The 21,344-nt window shown below is 58.7% G+C and carries 19 protein-coding genes, 1 tRNA gene, 2 pseudogenes and 1 riboswitch; of the genes and pseudogenes, 8 read left to right on the top strand and 14 right to left on the bottom strand.

What is annotated here, in order from left to right; all coding sequences use genetic code 11:
* Positions 1 to 70: 70 nt before the first annotated feature.
* Positions 71 to 658 (bottom strand): superinfection exclusion B family protein, encoded by a 588-nt coding sequence (locus AXW79_RS03070; protein WP_005314062.1) that lies wholly within the window; start codon positions 656 to 658, stop codon positions 71 to 73.
* Between the two features lie 204 nt (positions 659 to 862).
* A riboswitch (yybP-ykoY riboswitch) is annotated at positions 863 to 970 on the top strand.
* Positions 971 to 1,058: 88 nt separating this feature from the next.
* Here AXW79_RS03070 and AXW79_RS03065 point away from each other — a divergent pair.
* Positions 1,059 to 2,045, top strand: a complete 987-nt coding sequence (locus tag AXW79_RS03065) for a sodium:calcium antiporter (RefSeq protein WP_005314061.1) — start codon at positions 1,059 to 1,061, stop codon at positions 2,043 to 2,045.
* 103 nt (positions 2,046 to 2,148) lie between these two features.
* Here AXW79_RS03065 and ansB read toward each other — a convergent pair whose 3' ends face one another.
* The 9 genes from ansB to AXW79_RS03020 all read right to left on the bottom strand — a co-directional run bounded on the left by ansB (position 2,149) and on the right by AXW79_RS03020 (position 10,498).
* A complete protein-coding gene (gene ansB / locus AXW79_RS03060; protein WP_005314059.1) occupies positions 2,149 to 3,207 on the bottom strand; it encodes an L-asparaginase 2 in 1,059 nt (352 codons plus the stop codon).
* A gap of 131 nt (positions 3,208 to 3,338) precedes the next feature.
* The gene (locus tag AXW79_RS03055) at positions 3,339 to 3,533 is read right to left on the bottom strand and encodes a heavy-metal-associated domain-containing protein (protein WP_005314056.1); all 195 of its coding nucleotides are present in this window, start codon (positions 3,531 to 3,533) and stop codon (positions 3,339 to 3,341) included.
* 62 nt (positions 3,534 to 3,595) lie between these two features.
* Positions 3,596 to 4,558: a LacI family DNA-binding transcriptional regulator gene (locus tag AXW79_RS03050; RefSeq protein WP_005314053.1), complete on the bottom strand. Its 963-nt coding sequence runs from the start codon at positions 4,556 to 4,558 to the stop codon at positions 3,596 to 3,598.
* A gap of 132 nt (positions 4,559 to 4,690) precedes the next feature.
* Positions 4,691 to 5,830, bottom strand: a complete 1,140-nt coding sequence (locus AXW79_RS03045) for a carbohydrate porin (protein ID WP_005314051.1) — start codon at positions 5,828 to 5,830, stop codon at positions 4,691 to 4,693.
* A gap of 241 nt (positions 5,831 to 6,071) precedes the next feature.
* The gene (locus AXW79_RS03040) at positions 6,072 to 7,001 is read right to left on the bottom strand and encodes an ROK family protein (RefSeq protein ID WP_005314049.1); all 930 of its coding nucleotides are present in this window, start codon (positions 6,999 to 7,001) and stop codon (positions 6,072 to 6,074) included.
* 11 nt (positions 7,002 to 7,012) lie between these two features.
* Positions 7,013 to 7,324, bottom strand: coding sequence for a PTS N,N'-diacetylchitobiose transporter subunit IIA (gene chbA / locus AXW79_RS03035; RefSeq protein WP_005314045.1), 312 nt, complete (start codon positions 7,322 to 7,324; stop codon positions 7,013 to 7,015).
* 72 nt (positions 7,325 to 7,396) lie between these two features.
* Positions 7,397 to 8,782 (bottom strand): glycoside hydrolase family 1 protein, encoded by a 1,386-nt coding sequence (locus AXW79_RS03030; protein WP_005314043.1) that lies wholly within the window; start codon positions 8,780 to 8,782, stop codon positions 7,397 to 7,399.
* Between the two features lie 53 nt (positions 8,783 to 8,835).
* Positions 8,836 to 10,152, bottom strand: coding sequence for a PTS cellobiose transporter subunit IIC (locus AXW79_RS03025; RefSeq protein ID WP_005314041.1), 1,317 nt, complete (start codon positions 10,150 to 10,152; stop codon positions 8,836 to 8,838).
* A 40-nt stretch (positions 10,153 to 10,192) separates the two neighbouring features.
* Positions 10,193 to 10,498, bottom strand: coding sequence for a PTS sugar transporter subunit IIB (locus tag AXW79_RS03020; RefSeq protein WP_005314040.1), 306 nt, complete (start codon positions 10,496 to 10,498; stop codon positions 10,193 to 10,195).
* Positions 10,499 to 10,762: 264 nt separating this feature from the next.
* Here AXW79_RS03020 and AXW79_RS03015 point away from each other — a divergent pair, with 264 nt between their 5' ends.
* The gene (locus AXW79_RS03015) at positions 10,763 to 12,055 is read left to right on the top strand and encodes a PTS cellobiose transporter subunit IIC (protein WP_005314037.1); all 1,293 of its coding nucleotides are present in this window, start codon (positions 10,763 to 10,765) and stop codon (positions 12,053 to 12,055) included.
* A gap of 9 nt (positions 12,056 to 12,064) precedes the next feature.
* Here the strand turns inward: AXW79_RS03015 and AXW79_RS03010 are convergent.
* Positions 12,065 to 13,016 (bottom strand): annotated as a pseudogene (locus AXW79_RS03010) (AEC family transporter).
* A gap of 140 nt (positions 13,017 to 13,156) precedes the next feature.
* On the opposite strand from AXW79_RS03010, the gene treR reads away from it, so the two are divergent.
* From treR to AXW79_RS02985, 5 genes and pseudogenes are all read left to right on the top strand, one after another.
* Positions 13,157 to 14,104, top strand: coding sequence for a trehalose operon repressor TreR (treR, locus tag AXW79_RS03005; protein ID WP_005314034.1), 948 nt, complete (start codon positions 13,157 to 13,159; stop codon positions 14,102 to 14,104).
* A 191-nt stretch (positions 14,105 to 14,295) separates the two neighbouring features.
* Positions 14,296 to 15,726: pseudogene (gene treB / locus AXW79_RS03000) on the top strand (PTS trehalose transporter subunit IIBC).
* Between the two features lie 71 nt (positions 15,727 to 15,797).
* Positions 15,798 to 17,459, top strand: coding sequence for an alpha,alpha-phosphotrehalase (treC, locus tag AXW79_RS02995; protein ID WP_005314032.1), 1,662 nt, complete (start codon positions 15,798 to 15,800; stop codon positions 17,457 to 17,459).
* A gap of 3 nt (positions 17,460 to 17,462) precedes the next feature.
* Positions 17,463 to 18,074: a sugar O-acetyltransferase gene (locus tag AXW79_RS02990; RefSeq protein ID WP_085941558.1), complete on the top strand. Its 612-nt coding sequence runs from the start codon at positions 17,463 to 17,465 to the stop codon at positions 18,072 to 18,074.
* A 374-nt stretch (positions 18,075 to 18,448) separates the two neighbouring features.
* Positions 18,449 to 18,781, top strand: coding sequence for a hypothetical protein (locus tag AXW79_RS02985; RefSeq protein ID WP_005314026.1), 333 nt, complete (start codon positions 18,449 to 18,451; stop codon positions 18,779 to 18,781).
* 91 nt (positions 18,782 to 18,872) lie between these two features.
* Here AXW79_RS02985 and nhaC read toward each other — a convergent pair whose 3' ends face one another.
* Entirely contained in the window at positions 18,873 to 20,282 is a 1,410-nt protein-coding gene (gene nhaC, locus AXW79_RS02980; RefSeq protein WP_005314023.1) for a Na+/H+ antiporter NhaC, read from the bottom strand.
* Positions 20,283 to 20,583: 301 nt separating this feature from the next.
* Here nhaC and AXW79_RS02975 point away from each other — a divergent pair, with 301 nt between their 5' ends.
* Positions 20,584 to 20,793 (top strand): hypothetical protein, encoded by a 210-nt coding sequence (locus tag AXW79_RS02975; RefSeq protein ID WP_005314021.1) that lies wholly within the window; start codon positions 20,584 to 20,586, stop codon positions 20,791 to 20,793.
* On the opposite strand, the gene AXW79_RS02970 is transcribed toward AXW79_RS02975, so the two are convergent.
* Both AXW79_RS02970 and AXW79_RS02965 read right to left on the bottom strand, forming a co-directional pair.
* Positions 20,788 to 21,060, bottom strand: coding sequence for a late competence development ComFB family protein (locus AXW79_RS02970; RefSeq protein ID WP_005314018.1), 273 nt, complete (start codon positions 21,058 to 21,060; stop codon positions 20,788 to 20,790). The genes AXW79_RS02975 and AXW79_RS02970 overlap by 6 nt on opposite strands.
* Before the next feature lie 109 nt (positions 21,061 to 21,169).
* Positions 21,170 to 21,255, bottom strand: a tRNA-Leu gene (locus AXW79_RS02965).
* Positions 21,256 to 21,344 lie beyond the last annotated feature (89 nt).

The following is a 21,344-nucleotide window of genomic DNA, read 5'->3' as shown; positions in this document are numbered from 1 at the left end:
ACAAACAGATATAACAGATAGCAAAGAGCCGGACACAGTCCGGCTCTTTTATTTGAAAGATAGCAGCAAGTTAACGCTGGAACCCCTTCTGGGCGAATTTGGGTCTGGCGCTCATGATCTGCTCCACCTGCTCGTCGCTCATCTTGCCGCGGGAGAAGCCCAGCACCTTGTAGGTGAGCAGCGGCCGTGCCGGCAGGGCAATCATCAGTGCCCGGATCTGGTTCTCGTCCTCTTTCTCCCGTACCGGCTTGCCATAGGCGTAGGTGAGTACGCCGGCATCCATCAGGTTTTTGACGGCAGGCTCGGTGATCGGCAAATTTATGACGCTTTTGCGTTGCAGCACGAACTCGCGCAGTACCGCTTTCTCGTTGAAGTCGAGGAAAGCAATCATCTGGGCCAGCAGATCCTGTTGGCGGCGGGACTGCCACTCTTCACAGGCCCACTCCCAGGCGATCAGAAATGCCTGACTGCAGAAGTAGGAGATGGCGATCAGCATGCCGACCCCGAGCCAGGCTGCGTGGAGCGTGGCCCACTGGCTGACTGCACCTTTCATCAGACCGGCCGGAAACAGCAATATGATGCTGCAGCAGAGTAACAACCAGACCATGAGCCAGTTGAGGCGGTTCAGTTGATAAAAATGTTGGATCCACCGTTTCATCGTTCATCCTTCCCAAACTATTGTGGACAGTAATCAACTCACAGCAATCGTTGTGCCAAGGCGTGGATGCCAGGGGAAAGAGTGGAGATCCGGACGGAGAAATCGAGGGTACTGACCGAGTGGCGAGTTACATTCTCTTACAACTTACTGAGCTAATGGTCATTAGTTTACCTTGTGAGCTGGCCACCGGTTTGGTAAAAAGCCCGCACTGTCATTGGGGAGTAGCAACCCGCCCGTGATCCGGGCAGGGCTCATGTCAACATTCTTGGATCTTCCGATCCATGGCATGGGCGGCGATAGCATCTATCGCTCTGCAAGACCTTTGGCCTCGATACGCAAGCCAGCCGGGCGAGCCGTATCGGGTCCATCGGTTGTTCTGCTCGCCTGGCGGTTGCCTATTATGTTGATCACCCTGCTGTTATTTCTGCTCTCTGCCGTCACCATCTACCTTGCCTGCGAATATTTCGTCAATGGTATCGAATGGACCGGCCATCACTTCAAGTTCTCCCAGAGTGCCACCGGCTCCCTGCTGGCAGCCCTAGGTACGGCCTTGCCCGAATGCATCGTCACCCTGACCGCCCTGCTGATGGGGGATGCGCCTGCCCAGCAACAGATTGGGATTGGCGCCGCCCTCGGTGGCCCTCTTGTACTCTCCACCATAGGCTATGCCGCCGTCGGCGTGACCCTGTTGCTGTGCATGAGCCGTGCCCATCGCGTCATCGACGGCGAGGTGCAGCGCGAGATAGGTCGGGATCAAGCCTGGTTTGTCGGTATCTTCCTGGTGGCTGTTGCCCTCGGCATGGTGGTCTTCACCGGCAAGGCTTGGCTGGCGCCGCTGTTCGTGCTGGTTTATCTGGTCTATGTGCGGCGCGAGCTGAAGCAGACCGACAGCCACGAGGTCGAGTTACCCGAGCCCCTCAAGCTGGATCCCGAGGCCGAGATCCCGGCACTCGGCAAGGTGCTGTTGCAGACCCTGGTGGCGCTGGTGGTGGTGGCGCTGGCTGCCCAGCTGTTTGTGCACCAGCTGGAGAGCATGGGCGAGCTGTTTGGTCTCTCCCCCGTATTGGCGGCCTTGCTGCTGAGCCCGGTGGCGACCGAGATGCCGGAGCTGATGAACGTGCTGATCTGGGTGCGGCAGGGCAAGAGCCGGCTGGCGCTGGCCAACATCTCAGGCGCCATGATGATCCAGGGCACGATCCCCAAGGCATTCTGCCTGCTGTTTACCCCTTGGTTGCTCGACAGCACCATGATGGTCTCCTCGCTGGTGACCCTGCTGGCGGTAGTGCTGCTGTGGTGGGGCTTCAGCCGTGCGCAGATGACGGCGGGCAGGCTGGCCTGGGTTGGGCTGGTCTATCTCGGTTTCTGTGGCTGGTTGGTGGTGGGCTGACGAGATATGGGGTTCATGAGCGTGACGCCATGAGAAAGGGCAGGATTCCATCCTGCCCTTTTTATTGTCATCAAAATATCTCAGCTGATGCTGAGCTCCGGGATCAGAACTGCTGGAACCAGCGCTGGATCTGGGCCGGATCCTTGCTCTGGGTCAGGGAGAGCATCAGCAGGATGCGCGCCTTCTGCGGGTTCAGGGTGCCGGCGGCCACGAAGCCGTACTTGGCATCGTCGATCTCGGCATCCAGGGTGGTGGCGCCGGTCGGTACGCGGGCGGAACGCACCACGCGGATGCCGTCCTTGCTCGCCTTGGCCAGGGTATCGAACAGTGTGTGGTAGAGGTTGCCGTTGCCCACGCCAGCGCTGACGATACCGTCAAAATTGGCATCCACCATGGCCTTGGCTGGCAGATCGGTGGCGTTGGCATAGCTGTAAACGATGCCCACTTGCGGCAGCTTGTCGAGCTTGCTCACATCGAACGGCGTCTTGCTGGTGTGCAGGCGGGCCGGGCTGCGCTGGTAATCGATCTTGCCGTTGTGGATGTAACCCAGCGGGCCGAAGTTGGGGGCGGCGAAGGTCTGCACCCCTGTGGTGTTGGTCTTGGTGACGTCGCGGGCATCCAGCACTGTGTCGTTCATGGCGACCATGACACCACGGCCCTTGGAGCTGGGGTCAGAGGCGGTAACCACGGCGTTATACAGATTCAGCGGGCCATCGGCACTCATGGCGGTGGAGGGGCGCATGGCGCCGACCAGCACCACCGGCTTGTCGCTCTTGACGGTGAGGTTGAGGAAGTAGGCGGCCTCTTCCATGGTGTCGGTGCCGTGGGTGATGACGATGCCATCCACGTCATCCTTGGCTAGCAGCTCGTTGACCCGCTTGGCCAGCTTGAGCCACACCTCGTCGTTCATGTCCTGGGAGCCGATCTTGACCACCTGCTCGCCCTGCACGTCGGCCACGTTCTTCATCTCGGGCACGGCGGCGATCAGGGTTTCGATAGCCACCTTGCCAGCTTCATAGTTGGACTGGGTGGCGGACTGTCCCGCACCGGCTATGGTGCCACCGGTCGCCAGGATATGAACCTGCGGCAGGGCCATGGCCATGGGGGAGAGGGTCAGGCCAACAACGGCGGCGAGCAGTGTCTTGCGGATTGGGAGAGTCATGCTGCAAATCCTTCTGAGTGATAAAAATTGCAGCAAGTTTGCGCTTTCTGTTGAGGGGGTCTGTGATGACTCTCACCAAAAAACAGCTGGATACAGAACCTTAACCTGTTTTATACCTCTATAGAGATAATTTAACTTGCCGAGAAACCCTTGGTTTCAATCAGGGCGATCAGCTCCGCCTTGCTCAGTTCGCTCTCGACGACGGCCTTGCTGCTGGCAAAATCCACCTGGGCCTGGGTTACTGCACTCTGGGCCAGCAGGACTTTTTGCAGGCTGGCGGCGCAGCCACCACAGGACATGCCGGAAATGGTGAGTTCGATGGTCATGGGATCATTCCTCTGTTGATGTGCAGCCAGCCTAAAGCTGCCGCCCGCAGCAAGGTCAAGCCCTAGCGAGCCACCACGGATTCACGCACCATCAGACGACCATGGAACTTCTGTTGCTCGTCGGCGGGGCGCAGGCTCTGCGTCAATTGGGCTTGCAGCACGCGCACACTCTCCTGTGCCAAGCGTTCGCTCGGATATTCGATGCAGGTCAGCGGGGGCGTCAGCTGATCTGCCAGGGCCGATCCTTCCAGGCTGATGACGGAGACATCCTGAGGAATATTGAGGTTGAATTCGCGCAGAAGACGCATGGCATCGGCGGCCTGGGCATCTTGCTGCACCACCAGTGCGGTAAAGGGCAGATAGCGGTTGAGCAAGCCGAGCAACGCCTGCTGGTTGTCGGTACCATCGATCACCAGCTGACTGTTGTAGGGCAGGGATTGCTGCTGAAGTGCCTGCTGATAACCCTGGATTGCGCTCTTGCCGGCTGGGGATAGTTTGTCATCCAGCATCAGCACCATCTGGCGATGGCCTTTGCCAAGCAAAAAGCGGCAGGCGCTCTCGGTGGCGAAGGTCAGGTCGTAGCAGAGATTGAAATTGCTCGAATCACTCACCCCATCCAGCTGAAGGAGGCGCTCGTCCTGGTTCATTGACTGCTTGGCACCGATCACCAGCACGCCATCACAACGGCCGCCCAGCAGTTCGTCTACTGCCAGCTGTTGTTGCTGCGCTTCGTCGGCAAAGCGCACCAGCATGCTCTTGCCCGCCTTGGCCAGCGCCCCTTCCAGCAGCGGTAGCATGCTGGCCAGACGGTTGCCGAGCTGGGGGGAGAGAATGATGCCGATGCAATCCGTCGCCTGAGTCGCCAGGGAGCGGGCCGTGGCATTGGGGCGGAAGTTCAGTTGTTCTGCGGCTTGCAGCACAGCCAGCCGACTCTCTTCACGCACGCCGCGGGAGCCGCTCAAGACGCGGGAAACGGTGGCTTTTGATACATTCGCGAGGCGCGACACATCGGTAATATTGGCCATGGCTTCATCAACGGTAACCGGTTAACAGAAGTTCATCCTAACATAGGCCGATACCGCCCGGTAAGGTTTGCCTGTTGGGCAGAATGGAAAAGGGTGGCCATCGCCACCCTCTGCCATCTCTGAGCCCGTCCATCAGAAGAAGTATTTGAAACGGACCCGGCCACCGTAACGATCTATGTTGTCCTCTTCGTTGCTGTCGACATTCAGTTGTGACCAATAGGCACCCAGGTAGATGTCAAAGTTGTTCAGATCCAGCACCTTGGGGATCTTGTAGGAGGCATAGACGGTGTTGATGGTGTGCTTGCCGACCATCTTGCCGAAATCGGCGCTGGCATTGCCCAGGTTGGCGCTGCTGATGTCGTTGATGGCGTAGATGTAACCCAGACCGGCGTTGTGCCAGAGCAGGTTGGCGCCCAGGGTTGTATCGGTTTCAGCTTCGGCATCCATGCGGGCGGCATTGACGTTGACCGTCAGGGCATCCTGGGTCCAGCTGGTGGTGAGGCCATAGCCCATGCGGTCGGAAACGGAGACATCATCCGTGGTGACGATGGCATCGTTGATTGCGTTGCCCTCGGCACCCAGCGCTACTTTCAGGTTTTCACCTTTCCAGGCGATGACAGGGCGGACTATGACGGAGTCCTTGGCCTTGGTCAGCGCATAGCCGTGGTACTGCTGGCCTGCGAACAGATTGGTGCGATCCCCCAGCAGGGTGGAGAGTTCCAGATACCAGTTGCCTGCCTCCTTGTTGAGCAGCAGCTGGCCGCCCTTGCCAGCCCTGCCACGGCCCTCTTTGAGCATGTAAACATAACCATTGCCATCGGAGTAGAGGTCGTTGGCGCTATCCCCCGAGTGTTCGACAAATATGTCCTGTCCCAGCGGGAACATGTCATAGGCCTCGAAACGACCCACCTTCATCCCCCAGTTGCTGCGCTGGCCGAACCCAAGATATGCATCATCGGCACCGGCACCGCCATTGGTGCCTATGGTAGGCTGGATCTGGATCTGGCCATAGCGGCCATCTTCCAGCTCTCGTACGCCGACGAAGTTCAGCAGCAGGCGACCATCCTCATCCCAGCGATCTGTACGGGTTTCGCTGGTCTGCCCCAGCACATTGCCACGGGTGGTGTTGGAGGCATTGAGGTTGATCTCCGCATCTCCCCCCAGGCTGAGCCGGCCGAAATCCGTATTGGTTTCGACCACGGCACTGACCATGAAAGGAGCGCTCAGGGCCAGGATGGCAAGGAGCTGGACGGACAGGTTTGTCAGTTTCATTATTATCATTCCTTGAGTTTTATGATTTTGATATATAAGCGTTTATTTATTTGTCTCTCCAAAGAGAGGGCAAATTCGGTCATGCCTGTCCCCCATCGGCCAGGCAATGTGGGATTGGGGATCATGGATTGTTCAGTAGAGGGCCAGGGTGGGTGGCCGCGCTCGACTCAGGGTCTACATCGACAGTCAGGTGCAACGGCGATGGCGCACTGTGGACGATACCCGCCTTGTGCCGGGGGAATCATATTGCCCATGTGGCAATCCCTTCGGCGCAGCTTGGCAGCCAGGCTGCGCCTCGCACGCCACTGCTGTCACCATGGCGGGCGGGCACTATGGGGGTGATGCACCCATCCGAAAACAGATAGGGATCCAGCGCCCGGGGCAGGTCTCGATAGAGGAGATCGATGTTGGAGAGACCGCCTCCCAGTACTATGACATCCGGGTCCAGTACGTTGATAAGGCTTGCCACGCTGCGGGCCAGAGCCTGGATGAAGTGGCCATAATGGGCCAGCGCCTGGTGGTCTCCCTCTGCGGCTGCCGTGATGATCCCCCGAGGCGAGAGGCTGCGGCCATGGCGTTCGACAAAGCGGCCCGCAAACCCAGTGCCCGAGATGAAGCGCTCGATGCAGTTATGGCGGCCGCAGTAGCAGGGCTGGCTTGGGCCATCCTGTGCCGGGTCATAGCCGGGCAAGGGGTTGTGTCCCCATTCGCCTGTGATGGCGTTGGGCCCGACGATAAGCTGGCGATTGACCACCAGACCGCCGCCACACCCGGTCCCCAGTATGATGCCAAACACCAGTCGTCCTGCGTCGCCTGCGCCGTCGACGGCTTCTGACAGGGTGAAGCAGTCGGCATCATTGGCCAGCCAGACCGGTTGGCCCAGCACCCGCGTCAGATCCCCCTTGAGATCCTGCCCGTTGAGAAACAGGCAGTTGGCATTCTTGATGCGGCCGGTTTGCGGGCTGATCGCCCCAGGCAGTCCTATGCCGATGGTGAAGGTGCCGTCCAGCTCCTGGCGTATCTCGTTCACCAGGTCGGTGATGGCTGCAAGAAAATCGCCGTACCCGGTGGTCGGGGTCGCAATGCGTTTGCACAGCAAGCTGACACCCTGGCTATCGAGCAATTGAGCCTCGATTTTGGTGCCGCCGATGTCGAGTCCGAGTCGCAACATGGTTATCTTCCTCAGGCGGCCAGCTTGCGATGCAGCTCAATGAGCTCGGTGACCAGCTCCTTGGCAAGCATGGCGGTCATCAGGTGATCCTGGGCATGCACCAGGATCAGCTTGACCGGGATCTTGCCTTCCCCTTCATCCGCTTCAATCAGCTTGGTCTGCACCGCGTGAGCGGCGTTGGCGGCCTCACCGGCCTGGCGCAGCAGATCGTCGGCTTCGGAAAACTGGCCTGCCTTGGCTTGGCGCAGCGCTTCAAAGCAGAGGCTGCGGCTCATGCCGGCATTGATGATAAGACCCATCACTGTCTCTTCAAGATCGAACATATACGCTCCTTGGTCATGAGTGCCGGCCCCTTGTGCCGGCGCTGTGTCTTTACCGGTCTCGTGACGAGACCATCAGTTGAAACCGTGCTCGCGGGCTGCGGTCGCAAACCACTGACCGCTCTTTTTGATGCGTCGGGTCTGGCTCTCCAGCTCCAGTTCAATAAAGCCGTAGCGGTTCTTGTAGGCGTTGCTCCACGACCAGTTGTCGATAAAGGTCCAGAGGTGATAACCCCGGCACTGACAGCTTTCTTCCAGCGCCTTGTGCAACCAGATGAGGTGATCCCGTATAAAGCCGATGCGGTAGTCATCCTGGATCTGGTCATCCGGCCCCTTGAACTTGGCCTCGCCTTCGACCCCCATGCCGTTCTCCGAGATGTAGCTCGGAATGTTGCCGTAGTGGTCGCGCAAGTTGACGAGGATGTCGTAGATCCCCTGTTCGTAGATCTCCCAGCCCCGGTGCGGGTTCATCTTGCGACCCGGCATCTCGTAGTGGTCGAAGAACCACTCCGGCATGAAGGGGCTGGCAGGGTTGACCGCATTGCTGCGGGCCTTGACCCGGCGTGGCTGGTAATAGTTGATCCCCAGCAGGTCGATCTTGCCTGCTGCCAGCAGTGCCTGATCTCCCGCTTCGCAGGCGGGCAGCTGGTCATACTCCTTGAGCAGTGACACCAGTTCGGCCGGGTACTCTCCTTTGACCGCCGGATCCAGGAAGCTGCGGTTGAACATCAGATCGGCAATGTTGGCCGCCTTCAGATCCGCCGGATGCTGCGAGCGCGGATAGGAGGGCGTCAGGTTGAGGATGATGCCGATCTGGCCATCCTGGCCGAGGGCACGGTAACGCTGCACTGCCATGGCATGGGCCAGCATGGTGTGATAGGCCACTGTGGCGGCGCGGCGAAAATCCACCACGTTCGGGTAGTGGAAGTCGTAGAGGTAACCTCCCTCCACCGGCACTATGGGTTCGTTGAAAGTGAACCAGTGCTTGACCTTGTGACCGAACAATCTGAAGCAGGTCTCGGCAAATTCGGCGTAGGCGGCGACCACCTCCCGACTCTCCCAGCCCCCCAGGGACTGCATGCTCATCGGCATGTCGAAGTGGAACAAGCAGATGAAGGGCTCGATCCCCTCGGCCTTGAGTTCGTCGAGCATGGCGTCATAGAAAGCCACTGCTTCCGGATTGGGCTCTCCCCGCCCTGCCGGGATCAGCCGTGCCCAGGCGATGGAGGTGCGAAAGCTGTTGTGACCGAGCTGGCGCAGCAAGCGAACATCGTCGCGAAAATATTCATAGAAACCGGAGGTCTGAGCTGGGCCAATCTGCTGGTGAAAGCGGTTGGGGGCCTGTTCAAACCAGTGATCCCAGATGGTCGGGGCCTTGCCACCCTGCAGGCTGGCGCCTTCGGCTTGTGCGGCTGAGGAGGCGCTGCCCCACCAGAACGTTTCAGGAAAACGGTATTGCATCTCGTGTTACTCCAATCTTGAAAAAGAGGCCGCCTGGCGGCCCCGGCAGGCAATCAACGGCTGGTGGCGACCGCCAGCGTCGGCGCTTCCTCGTTCTTTTCTTGCTCTTCCTGCTTGAGCAGGGTGCGCTCATAGGCTTTCAGGAAGGGGTAATACATGGCCGCGGCAGAGCACATGCAAAGCAGGCTCAACACCATGGGGCTGATGGCCCAGTTGGCGGCCCAGGAGGCACCGATGGGGCCCGGTGTAGTCCAGGGGGTAAGGGAGACCACCCGTTCCACCAGACCGAAATCCAGGGCAAACCAGGCCAGGGTGGCGTTGATCATGGGCACCAGGATGAAGGGGAGGAAGAACACGGGGTTCATGACGATGGGCGCACCGAACAGTATGGGTTCGTTGATGTTGAACAGGCCCGGCACCACACCCATCTTGCCGATGGATCTCAGGTGCGCTGCCTTGCTGCGCAGCAGCAGGAAGGCCAGTGGCAGAGTGGAGCCGACGCCGCCGATCAGCAGGTAGTGATCCCAGAAGCCCTGCAGGAAGATGTGGGGCAAGGCTTCACCTGCCGCCATGGCGGTCTGGTTATTGGCCAGATTGGCCATCCAGAACGGGTTCATGATGCCGGTGACGATGAGTGCGCCGTGGATCCCGGCGAACCAGAGTACCTGGCACACCAGCACAGCCAGCAACATGGCAGGCAGGGAGTCGGAGGCAGCGACCAGCGACATGATGGCTTCCGGCAATATCATGCCGGTGCTGTTTTCCAGCAGCAGGTTGAGGGGATGCAGGGTCAGGATGATCACCAGTACGGGGATCAGCACCTCGAACGAGCGGGCAACACCGGTTGGTACCTGGGGGGGCAGCTTGATGGTGATGTTGTTGCGTTTGAGGAAGGCGTACACCTCAGCCGCATAGATGGCGGTGATCAGGGCCGTGAAGATCCCCTGACCGGAGAAGTACTGCATGGAGATGGCGCCATCCTTGACGGGGGCGGCTACCAGCATGAAGGACATCAGGCAGAGCAGGCCTGTGGTGACAGGGTCGAGCCCGTTCTGACGGGCCAGACTGGCACCTATTCCCACAGAGATGAACAGGGTCATCAGACCCATGCTCAGCTGGAATGGGAGCAGCAACTGGGCTTGGTAGGTGGACGAAAAGTCGAGCCAGGCGCGGGCAAATCCCCACTGGGTCTGGGGTGAGAAGGGGGGGAAGATGAACACCAGCATGAAGCTGCCGACGATCATGAAGGGCAGGGCTGCGATGAAGCCATCACGGATGGCCTGCACATATTTTTGCTGGCCAATTCTCCCAGCCAGCGGACTGACCCGGTTCTCTATGGTACTGACAAAGCGCTCGTAAAGGGTGTTCATGAAGGTTTCCTTGTGACATTCACTGGTTGGGGCCTGCGCATCAGCGGATGAGGGAGAGGGCGTGGTCGAGGACCTTGTCACCCCGCTGCATGCCGTAATCCATCATGTTGATGGTCTCGACCGGCACGCAGTGAGCCGCCGCTCGCTGCTGCAGTTCGGCCTGCATGTATTTGACCTGTGGCCCCAGCAGCACCACCTGGTAGTGAGGCATCTGCAGATCGAACTCTGCCGCACCGAAGGCTTGTATCTCGGCGCTCACCCCCCGCTTGTCCGCTTCCTCTTTCATCTTCTTGACCAGCAGGCTGGTAGACATGCCCGAGGAGCAGCACAACATGATTTTTTTCATTTCCAGATTCTCCAGTCGTTCGTAACGGATGGCGCATTCTGGATCGATGGATTTAATTTGGAAACCGGTTTCCGTATCGCGTCCGAACATGTGTGAACAGGATCGGTAATTTGGGGTTGAAAGCAGTGGAAAATGTGAGCTAGGTAAAGAAACGGCAAAATGGTTGCGGATACTACGGAAACAAAACCACAAAGCCGTCAAAATGGCGTCCAAGCCTCAAGATGACAGGGGCCAACACATAGCGAAGGGATGGGAAATCAAGTGATGAATCTGCAATGGATGGCAATGCTGGTCGGCATGATCGAGCAGCGCATGGTACCGTTTGCCAATTGGTTGACCCGCAGTCGCCATGTGCTCTCATTGCGCGATGGTTTTCAGTTGGCCATGCCTTTTGTCATCGTCGGCAGCCTGCTGGTGCCCATACTGTTTCCCCCCATCGCCCCCGATACCCCCCACGCATTCGGCCAGTGGCTGCACTGGCTGGCCCATGAGCTGCACCCTTTCCTGTTTCCCGTCTATTCCCACACTCTTGGGCTGGTGGCACTGATCATTGCGTTTGGGGCGGCCTCTAGTCTGGCAAAGGCATACGAAATGCCGGAGCGACTGTGCGGTCTGGGGGGGTGCATGGCGTTTTTGATGTTGATCGACTTTCGTTCGCTGCAACCCGGGGTGTTTGGCTATCTGGGTGGGGCAGGGATTTTCACGGCCTTGCTGATGGCGTTCTATTCGGTGGAGGTGACTCGCTTCTTCTATCGGCGTGGCTGGTATATCCATATGCCGGACGAGGTACCAGTAATGACGAGGCGGGGGTTCCAGCTGATAGTGCCTCTGCTATTCACCATGCTCTCCCTCAGCCTGATGCGACTCTGGTTGCAGCAGCAGTTCGGGATCAGTCTGCCGGATTTCATGGCTTCCCTGTTCCGGCCATTGATAGTCGGGGCCGACACCTTGCCAGCCCTGCTGATCACCTTGCTGATTGCCCATCTGCTCTGGTTCATGGGGATCCATGGGGCCTTGATAGTGACAGGCTTGCTGTCACCTTTCTGGATGGCTGGCGTGAGTGCCAATCAGGCGGCCTTGATGGCGGGGGAGCCCTTGCCTCATATTTTCCTGCAAGGGTTCTGGGACTATTACCTGCTGATCGGGGGGATTGGGACTACCTTGCCACTGGTGTTTATGGCCATGCGCAGTCGCTCTCACTCGATTCAGTCGGTGGGCAAACTGGGGTTCATCCCGTCCCTGTTCAATATCAATGAGCCACTGCTGTTTGGCTTTCCCATTATCATGAACCCGCTGTTCTTTTTGCCGTTCATCAGCGTGCCGCTGATCAATGCGGTGCTGGCCTGGCAGTTGACCCAGTGGGGTTTTCTAGACCGCTTCATCGCCTTGCTGCCCTGGTCAATACCCTCGCCGCTGGGGGCCGCATGGGCGGCCAATGGCAGCTGGAGCAATGGCCTTATGAGTCTGGTCTGCATCCTCAACAGCTATGTACTCTATCGCCCCTTCTTTCTGGCCCACGAGAAGATGGTGCTGGAGCAAGAACATGAAAGAGCCTGACCAAATGGATTACCCCATCAACCCCAGGTAGTTCATCAGAGCGGCGCCCAGGCTGGTGGTGATGAGCGAGCCCAGCGTGGTGGTGGCTATGATGTTGGCGGCCAGTGCGCTGTCGCCCCCCCATGGCGCGGGTCATCACATAGCTGGCGGCGGCAGTGGGGGTGGAACTTATCAAAAACAGTATGCCGAGGGCCTGCTGGCTGAAGCCCAGCGCCCAGGCCCCCAGCACCAGCAACAAGGGAATGCAGAACAACCGGTTGACGGTGGCCCAGCCGGTCAGCATGGCGCCGCCGCGCAGGGCTTTGAGATTGAGACTGGCGCCGGTGCAGAGCAGGGCCAGTGGCAGTGTCATGTTGGCGAAGTAGTTGCCCGTCGTGATGACCAGCTGGGGCAACTCAATGCCGAGCAGGCCAAATGGCAGGGCCGAGAGGATGGCGATGATAAGTGGGTTTTTGGCGATCCCGTTAAGAATTGGTTTGATCCCTTTGCCGCCCCCCAGACTGCGGGTGAGGGTGATGACGGCCAGGATGTTGTAGAGCACGGTTACCGAGCCCACCAACAGGGCGGCGGCGCCGATCCCCTCCGGCCCGTAGGCGTTTTGCACATAGGCCAGCCCCATGATCCCCATGTTGCCGCGAAAGCTGCCCTGCACGAAGATGCCGCGCTGACGCCGCTCCGGGATGAAGCGGGCCGCCAGTGCCTCAAGGATCAGAAAGCCGGTGAGGGTGCCGAGCAAGCCGTAGAGAATGAGCCATGGACTCGGCATGGTGGAAAAATCGGTGCGTACCATGCTGAGAAACAGCAGGGCGGGCAGGGTGACCTGAAACACCAGGCGGGAGGCGGATTCGACGAAGCTGTCTGGCAGCAGACCCAGCTGCTTTAGCCAGATGCCGAGCAGCAGCACCACGCAGATGGGGCCTGTGATGGAGAGGGAGAAGTGCAGACTTGCCAACAGATCCATGATGCGCGTCCTGTGCGATGGCGAGCGGCGCGGCGATCGCCGGGGCAAAAAAGGCATTCTAACGCCATGGGCTTGTATTCACAGGGCTTAATCACAACAATGTGGGCAATTCCACCGCCGATCCATCTGTGAGCCAATTCATGGACAAGAAACTGACCATCCTCGATATCGCCCGCCTCTCGGGTGTCGGCAAGTCGACCGTCTCCCGGGTGCTCAACCAGGACCCCAAGGTGAAGCAGGCGACCCGCGAGCGGGTGGAGCAGGTCATCGCCGAACACGGCTTCGTGCCGAGCAAGTCGGCCCGGGCCATGCGCAGCCAGAGCCAGCAGGTGGTGGGGATCATCGTCTCGCGCCTCGATTCCAGCTCGGAGAATCAGGCGGTGCGCGGCATGCTGGAGACCCTCTATCAGCGTGGTTATGACGCCGTGCTGATGGAGAGCAAGTTTTCCCCCGCCAAGGTGCAGGAGCATCTGGCTGTGCTGGAGCGGCGCGGGGTGGATGGCATCATCCTCTTTGCCTTCAACGATCTGGACTACGACGCTATGGCACCGCTCAAGGACAAACTGGTGCTGGTGGCGCGCGAATATCCCGGTTTCTCCTCTGTCTGTTTCGACGATGGGGGGGCGGTGCGCACCATGCTGGCAGAGCTGGCCATCAGGGGGCTAAGCGACATCGCTTATCTCGGGGTCGATACCTCTGATCTCACCACGGGCCAGCGCCGGCTCGATGCTTATCTCGGCTACTGCGCCGAACAGGGACTGACGGCGCGCAGTGCCCTCGGCGATCTCAGCCTGCAAAGTGGCTACCGGCTGGCTGCCGACTTGCTTACCCCCACCACCCAGGCGCTGGTCTGCGCCAGCGACACCCTCGCCATAGGTGCAGCAAAATACTTGCAAGAACAAGGGCGTAGCGAAGTGCTGGTGACCGGCCTTGGCAACAACCCCATGCTCAGTTTCCTCTTTCCCAATGCCCTTAGCCTGGATCTTGGCTACAAAAGGGCAGGGGAGCAGGCGGCCCGTCAGCTGCTCGGCCAGATTGAGCAGGGCCGCTGTCCGCTGGCGACCATAGCGCCCTGCCACACACTGTGAGCCCCATCACTTAGTCCTGCACAAAAAACGCGCTTTCTGTGATGTTGACCACGAAATGGGAACGTTCCCATTTCGATCTGATCAAATTGGCTGCATGCTAAATGGGAACGATACCAAAAACGCTCCGGCCGACAGACTGGCCCAAAAGGGCGAGGCAGACCAATATCAATGGAGTCACAGAGGGAAGACTCATGTCCAAGATCAACGCACAGCAGCTTGCCACCCTGATCGACAAGATCGGCGGCAAGGAGAACATCGCCACCGTCAGCCACTGCCTGACCCGGTTGCGCTTCGTCCTGAACGATCCGGCGAAAGCTGACAGCAAGGCCATCGAGACCATACCGGCGGTAAAGGGTTGCTTCACCAATGCTGGCCAGTTCCAGGTGGTGATCGGCAACGAGGTGGATGACTGGTACAAGGCGCTCACCGAGGAGATTGGTGTCAGCGGTGGCAGCAAGGATGCCGCCAAGCTGGCTGCCCGTCAGAACATGAATCCGCTGGAGCGCGGCATCTCCCACCTGGCGGAGATCTTCGTGCCCTTGTTGCCCGCCATCATCACAGGCGGTTTGATCCTGGGTTTTCGCAACGTCATCGGCGACATCAAGATGTTCGACGACGGGACCCACACCCTGGTCGAGATCAGCCAGTTTTGGGCTCAGGTGCACGCCTTCCTCTGGTTGCTGGGCGAGGCCATCTTCCACTTCCTGCCGGTGGGTGTCTGCTAGTCCGCGGTCAAGAAGATGGGCGGCTCCGAGATCCTCGGTATCGTGCTGGGTATCACCCTGGTCTCACCGCAGCTGATGAATGCCTATGGCATCGGCCAGCAGACCCCGGAAGTATGGGACTTCGGCCTCTTTGTCATTCAAAAGGTGGGTTATCAGGCCCAGGTCATTCCGGCCCTGCTGGCGGGGGTATTCCTGGCCTGGGTTGAAACCAACCTCAAGCGCATCATTCCGGCGTATCTCTATCTGGTGATAGTGCCCTTTATCTCCCTGCTGCTGGCGGTGATAGTGGCGCACGCCTTTATCGGCCCCTTCGGTCGCTGGATTGGTGACGGTGTTGGCTTTGCCGCCAAGGCCGCCATGACCGGCTCCTTCGCGCCCATTGGTGCCGCCCTGTTCGGCTTCCTCTATGCGCCCCTGGTCATCACTGGCATCCACCACACCACCAACGCGGTGGACTTGCAGCTGATGCAGAGCATGGGGGGCACCCCGATATGGCCGCTGATCGCCCTGTCCAATATCGCCCAGGCATCTGCCGTCGTAGGGATCATCCTCATCAGCCGCAAGGAGAACGAGCGGGAGATCTCCGTGCCTGCCGCTATCTCGGCTTACCTGGGGGTGACAGAACCGGCCATGTACGGCATCAACCTCAAGTACAAGTTCCCCATGCTGTGCGCCATGGTGGGCTCGAGCTGCGCGGCCCTCATCTGCGGCTTCGCCGGTGTGATGGCCAACGGCATAGGGGTAGGGGGCCTGCCGGGTATCCTCTCCATTCAGCCGCAATACTGGGCCATCTACGCCATCGCCATGCTGGTGGCGATAGTGGTGCCCCTGGTGCTGACCCTGCTGGTCTACAAGCGTCAACAGGCCTCGGGCAAACTGGCTCAAGCCATCGCTTGAGTCCACTCATCAGGGCGGCCTCGCAAGGGGGCCGCCCTCTCCATTTTTTATTCGAGACAAGAGAAAGACCCATGAGCCAAACTCCCTGGTGGCAGAGTGCCGTGATTTACCAGATCTACCCCAAGAGCTTTCAGGATTCGGGCGCCCGTGGCACCGGCGATCTCAAGGGGATCATGGCCCGCCTCGATTATCTCAAGACCCTGGGGGTCGATGCCCTTTGGTTGACCCCGGTTTATGTTTCCCCCCAGGTGGACAACGGCTATGACATTGCCGATTACTACCAGATTGATCCCGCCTACGGCACCATGGCCGATTTCGAGGCGCTGCTGGCGGCAGCTCATGCCCGTGACATTCGTATCGTGATGGACATAGTGGTCAACCACACCTCCACCGAGCACGCCTGGTTCAAGTCTGCGCTGGGGGATAAGAACAGCCCCTACCGCGACTACTACATCTGGAAAGATCCTGTGGATGGCGGTGTGCCGAACAACTGGCAATCCAAGTTTGGTGGCAGTGCATGGGAGCTGGATGCCGCCACCGGCCAGTACTATCTGCACCTGTTTGCCCGCGAGCAGGCGGATCTCAACTGGGAAAACCCGGCGGTGCGCGCCGAGGTCAAAAACATCATTCACTTCTGGGCCGGCAAGGGGGTTGATGGCTTCCGTCTTGATGTCATCAACCTGATATCCAAGGATCAGACTTTCCCTAACGACGACGTGGGCGATGGCCGCCGCTTCTATACCGACGGGCCGCGCATCCACGAATTCCTGCAGGATGTGAGCCGCGACGTATTCGCCCAGGTCGGCGCCATGACGGTGGGTGAGATGTCCTCCACTTCGCTGGAGCACTGCCAGCGCTACGGTGCCCTTGATGGCTCCGAGCTTTCCATGGTGTTCAACTTCCACCATTTGAAAGTCGATTATCCCAATGGCGACAAGTGGACCAAGGCGCCGTTCGATTTCCTCGAACTGAAGCGTATCTTCAACCACTGGCAGAGCGGCATGCATGGCAAGGGCTGGTCGGCCCTGTTCTGGTGCAACCATGATCAGCCGCGCATCGTCTCCCGCTTCGGGGATGAGGGCGAGCATCGCGTTGCCGCCGCCAAGATGCTGGCCAGTACCCTGCACGGGCTGCAGGGCACCCCCTACATCTATCAGGGGGAGGAGATCGGCATGACCAACCCCGGTTATCAGAGCATCGACGATTACCAGGATGTGGAGAGCCGCAACATCTTCGCCATCAAGCAGGCCGAAGGCATGAACAAAGCCGAGATCCTCGCCATTCTCGGTGCCAAGTCTCGCGACAACTCACGTACACCCATGCAGTGGAGCACAGCCCCCAATGCCGGCTTCACCCAGGGCACGCCTTGGCTCAGGCCCGCTGCCAATTACACCGAGATCAACGCCGAAGCGGCACTGGCCGATCAGGGCTCAGTGTTCTGGCACTACCGGGATCTGATCGCGCTTCGCAAGGCGCATCCCATCTTTACGCAGGGGGATTATCAGGAGCAGTTGCCAGGCCATCAGCACATCTGGGCCTATACCCGCAGTGCCAAGGGTCAGACCCTGCTGGTGGTAAGCAATTTCTACGGTGAGCCTGTGGCCTTCGACTTGCCGCAAGATCTGCAAGAGAGGGAAGGCCGTCTGCTGCTTGGCAACTACCCCGATAGCCCGGCAATGCCGCAATCTTGTATGCTGCGTCCCTATGAATCTCTGATCTGGCTGGTGGAGTAGGTGGTGAGCGAGGTGATGGCAAAAGCAATGGCCCCGGTGCACGGCACCGAGTGGCAAAAGATGGTGGCGGGTCAGCCCTATGATGCGGGCGATCCCGAGCTCAAGGCGGCGCGTGAGCGCTGTCGTTTCCTTTATCACACCTTCAACACCAGTTGGCAGGAGAAACCGGCGCGGGATGCGCTGCTGCGGGAACTGCTCGGCAGCCGGGGCAATGTGTGTGCTATCAACCCGCCTTTCTTCTGCGACTATGGCGCCAATATCCATGTGGGGGAGAACTTCTACGTCAACGTCAACTGCACCATCCTCGACGTGTGCGAGGTGCATATCGGCGACAACGTGCTGTTGGCCCCCGGGGTGCAGATCTACACCGCCGCTCACCCTGTTGCCCTTGTCCCTCGGGTGGCGGGGGTCGAGTTTGGCAAACCAGTGCGCATAGGCAACAACGTCTGGGTCGGCGGCAGCACAGTTATCTGCCCCGGTGTCACCATAGGGGATAACAGCGTGATCGGCGCAGGCTCTGTGGTCACCAGAGACATTCCGGCCAATGTGGTTGCCGTCGGCAATCCTTGCAGGGTCTTACGGCCCATGACGGCAGAGGAGCTGGCGAGCATCTAAATATCAAGGGGCAGGGGATCCTGCCCTTTATGCATGAAGTTTCCCCTCATCCCGGTTCTCATCCCCTCCGAAGTTCAGTGTCAGTTGCACCGTGAGCTGTATCTGAACCTGTGATTTACATCACGGTCAGTTTTTTTGAACATCTAGGCCAGTTTATCTCGCTAACAAAGGTGGGCAGAGGTGTTTAATATTCACTCAACGCTTAGGCAGGAACGCCAGGTGGCCAAATAACAGGTTGTTTCAGGCGATGACACCAGAAACCAGAGTGTCAGACGTCGGTGAAAGAACTACATACTATTTGAATAACCTCTTGCAAGGATGCATTGATTCAGGCCGAACCGGCCTTGGCAATGACACAAAAACCAAGAGAGTGAATGAACATGAAAAAGGTAATCAAGATGCTGGCCGTTGCAGGCCTGATGACTGCCGGTTTTGCTCAGGCTTCCGTTCCCGCTGACTTCAACGCTGCACCGGGCGTGCTGTTTGTGAACTGGCATGCAACCGCCGCTGTGGATGGCAAAACCAACCCCATGCTGGAAGTGCGCAACGAGTCAGGGGATGTGGTGGCTTCCGTTCACGCCAATCTGATGGGCACCCAGCAGGTACGTATTCCGAGCCGCACTCAGGGCAACCTGACCGTGAGTCTGGGTGAGCAGAGCAGCGACTACCGCATCCCGTTCGGTATCGGCAGCGGCAAGCAGCGCTAAGCCGAGCCACATCAGCCGCGGTTTCTACCCCTGAAAACTGTCCAGACACAACAAAGGCGCCCTGAGGCGCCTTTGTTGTTTGCTGTGTCGATCAGCGGGAGCTGGCAGCTTCGATGACGAGAACCCTATTCACCGCTTTGCCCAGATAGGCGAGGGTGATGGTCACTATGATGCAGGTGAAGCTGAGCCACATGTAGGGCAGGTAGTCGAGGGTCGCCACCCCCAGTACCCCGGCCATGAAGATACCGTTGTCGCTCCAGGGCACCATGCCGCAGGTGAGGGTGCCGCCGAACTCGGCGTTGCGGGAGAGGTTCTTGCGTGCCAGTCCCAGCCGGTCGTAGTTCTTGGCCATGATCTTGGGAGTCAGGATCAGCGACACATACATGGCCGAACCAAATACGTTGGCCAGGAAGGCGGTGCCTATGGTGTGGCTGGTCAGGCTGCCGACACTGTTGATGCGCTTCTCGAAGGCATTGGCGATCACTTCCAGAATACCTACCTTCTCCAGCAGGCCACCAAAGCCCAGACCGAAGATGATGACGGCGACCGAACCCAGCATGGATTCCATGCCGCCGCGCCCCAGTATGTTGTCGATAAAGCCGATGCCTGAGGTAATGGGGAAGGGACTGTAGGCGGAATGCATCGCCTTGACCGGATCCATGTCCTGGAACGCTATGGCCCAGACAAGCCCCAGCAGAGCGCCGAAACTGATCACCGGGAAGGCGGGCTTGCGATTTGCCAGCAGGCCCAGTACCAGCACCACCGGCACTATGGCCAGCGGGGTGATGTTGAACTGACTGTCGAGCGCCTCCATCACCAGATTGACCTGCTCCAGGCTGACGTTGCCCGAATACTGCATGCCGACCACGGTAAACAGTGCGGCCGTAATGATGTAGGAGAGCAGGCTGATGGGCAGCATCCCCTTGATGTGTTCCACCACATCGACATTGGACATGGTGGAGGCCAGTACCACTGAATCGGAGAGGGGGGAGAGCTTGTCACCGAAGTAGACGCCGGAGAGCACGGCACCCGCCACCAGTGGCGCAGGGACGCCCAGACTGTGACCTATCCCCATCATGGCTATGCCGGCGGTGGCGGCAGAGCCCCAGGAGGTACCGGTGGCCAGCGAGGTGAGGGAGCAGATGATCAGCGTTGCCAGCAGGAAGATGGACGGGTGTATTACCTTGAGGCCGAAGTAGATGATGCTGGGGACTATACCACCCGCGATCCAGGTGCCGACCAGGGCGCCGACGGAGACCAGGATCAGGATGGCCCCCATCCCTTTGGAGACACCGTCAACGGCGGCTTGCTCCAGGGATTTGTAATCATGACCCAGCTTGATGCCGAGCCCCATGATGACGAACCAGGCGATGAACAGTGCCAACTGAATTGGCAGGTCCAGTACGCTGGTGAACGAGAATGCCAGGGCCAGGAAAATGGCCAGACAGCCAAATACCTGCAACATGCCCGGTAATCGAATTTGGTTTTGCTGGTTTTGCATAGATGCTTCCTAAACTCTTGCTCGCCAAGGTCGGTCCCTCTCGTCCTGTGGATACCTGTATCCCGAGGGGCCAACCCAAAAGAGGCCGCAATCTACCACAAACCTAGGGGGACAAATCCCAACTGATTTAGCAAAAATGCAATTTTGATTGAAAAAATTACAAATTAGTTGATCTCATAACCTGTATTTGAGCGCTCTATTGGCCCGAATGTGACATTCGACACCGATAGCAAAGTCTGATTGCATACTCATAAAATACAAATGATAATCGTTATCAAGTGATGCAAGAGGATATATCACCATGATCTGGATCGTGAGAGTCGTGCTGCTGGTCGGACTGCTGGCCGTGCTGGGCTGGGGTCAGGAAAAGGAGTACGGCATCTGGAGTCTGGGTTTTGTGCTGGCTGCCTGGGTCATGCTGGAACCCAGGCTGAGACCTGTCCTGATACTGCTGCCGGTGGCCGGGATGACAGGCATAGCGGCTTTGCTCTGGCAGCAACCCTGGTTATGACTGGGCTGGGGGGGCGTTCTTGACCTTCTCTCGCGCCTGTTTGAGGGATGCGATGACGTTGTTTTCCATCTCGGTACGCTTGGCGTCGGTCAGAAAGTAGATCATGTCGACATCGTGGCGAATATAGTGGGAAGGCAGCTGGTTCAGGGTCAGGCAACAGAGATCGGCCATCTGCTCGCTGTTCAGTTTCTGATTCAGCCCCTGCTTTTCGATCTCCTTGAGCACCAGATGTTCATAGAAGTTGTGAATATCGGTATCCAGTATCATATGCGCTCCTTGGCATGACGATGGGCGGTAAGTTGTCAAAAGCATAGTCATAACAAGGAGTAAAAACAAAAGGCCCATCACTTTCGTGATGGGCCTTTTATATAAGGAATGGTGCGAAGAGAGGGACTCGAACCCTCACATCCGTGGGACACTAACACCTGAAGCTAGCGCGTCTACCAATTCCGCCACCTTCGCACACTGATTTTCTCCAGCTGGTTTTTAAATGCGGTTGGAACGCATTGCTCTGTTTTTACATGTCAGAATCATGGTGCGAAGAGAGGGAC

Origin of the sequence: Aeromonas salmonicida subsp. salmonicida (assembly GCF_001643305.1) — a bacterium.
Taxonomy (GTDB): domain Bacteria; phylum Pseudomonadota; class Gammaproteobacteria; order Enterobacterales; family Aeromonadaceae; genus Aeromonas; species Aeromonas salmonicida.
This window is presented reverse-complemented; position numbering and strand designations above follow the sequence as displayed.

Coding starts and splice junctions, on each gene's coding strand:
- AXW79_RS03070 (WP_005314062.1), bottom strand. CDS start 658: ATGAAACGGTGGATCCAACATTTTTATCAACTGAACCGCCTCAACTGG.
- AXW79_RS03065 (WP_005314061.1), top strand. CDS start 1,059: ATGTTGATCACCCTGCTGTTATTTCTGCTCTCTGCCGTCACCATCTAC.
- ansB (WP_005314059.1), bottom strand. CDS start 3,207: ATGACTCTCCCAATCCGCAAGACACTGCTCGCCGCCGTTGTTGGCCTG.
- AXW79_RS03055 (WP_005314056.1), bottom strand. CDS start 3,533: ATGACCATCGAACTCACCATTTCCGGCATGTCCTGTGGTGGCTGCGCC.
- AXW79_RS03050 (WP_005314053.1), bottom strand. CDS start 4,558: ATGGCCAATATTACCGATGTGTCGCGCCTCGCGAATGTATCAAAAGCC.
- AXW79_RS03045 (WP_005314051.1), bottom strand. CDS start 5,830: ATGAAACTGACAAACCTGTCCGTCCAGCTCCTTGCCATCCTGGCCCTG.
- AXW79_RS03040 (WP_005314049.1), bottom strand. CDS start 7,001: ATGTTGCGACTCGGACTCGACATCGGCGGCACCAAAATCGAGGCTCAA.
- chbA (WP_005314045.1), bottom strand. CDS start 7,324: ATGTTCGATCTTGAAGAGACAGTGATGGGTCTTATCATCAATGCCGGC.
- AXW79_RS03030 (WP_005314043.1), bottom strand. CDS start 8,782: ATGCAATACCGTTTTCCTGAAACGTTCTGGTGGGGCAGCGCCTCCTCA.
- AXW79_RS03025 (WP_005314041.1), bottom strand. CDS start 10,152: ATGAACACCCTTTACGAGCGCTTTGTCAGTACCATAGAGAACCGGGTC.
- AXW79_RS03020 (WP_005314040.1), bottom strand. CDS start 10,498: ATGAAAAAAATCATGTTGTGCTGCTCCTCGGGCATGTCTACCAGCCTG.
- AXW79_RS03015 (WP_005314037.1), top strand. CDS start 10,763: ATGAATCTGCAATGGATGGCAATGCTGGTCGGCATGATCGAGCAGCGC.
- treR (WP_005314034.1), top strand. CDS start 13,157: ATGGACAAGAAACTGACCATCCTCGATATCGCCCGCCTCTCGGGTGTC.
- treC (WP_005314032.1), top strand. CDS start 15,798: ATGAGCCAAACTCCCTGGTGGCAGAGTGCCGTGATTTACCAGATCTAC.
- AXW79_RS02985 (WP_005314026.1), top strand. CDS start 18,449: ATGAACATGAAAAAGGTAATCAAGATGCTGGCCGTTGCAGGCCTGATG.
- nhaC (WP_005314023.1), bottom strand. CDS start 20,282: ATGCAAAACCAGCAAAACCAAATTCGATTACCGGGCATGTTGCAGGTA.
- AXW79_RS02975 (WP_005314021.1), top strand. CDS start 20,584: ATGATCTGGATCGTGAGAGTCGTGCTGCTGGTCGGACTGCTGGCCGTG.
- AXW79_RS02970 (WP_005314018.1), bottom strand. CDS start 21,060: ATGATACTGGATACCGATATTCACAACTTCTATGAACATCTGGTGCTC.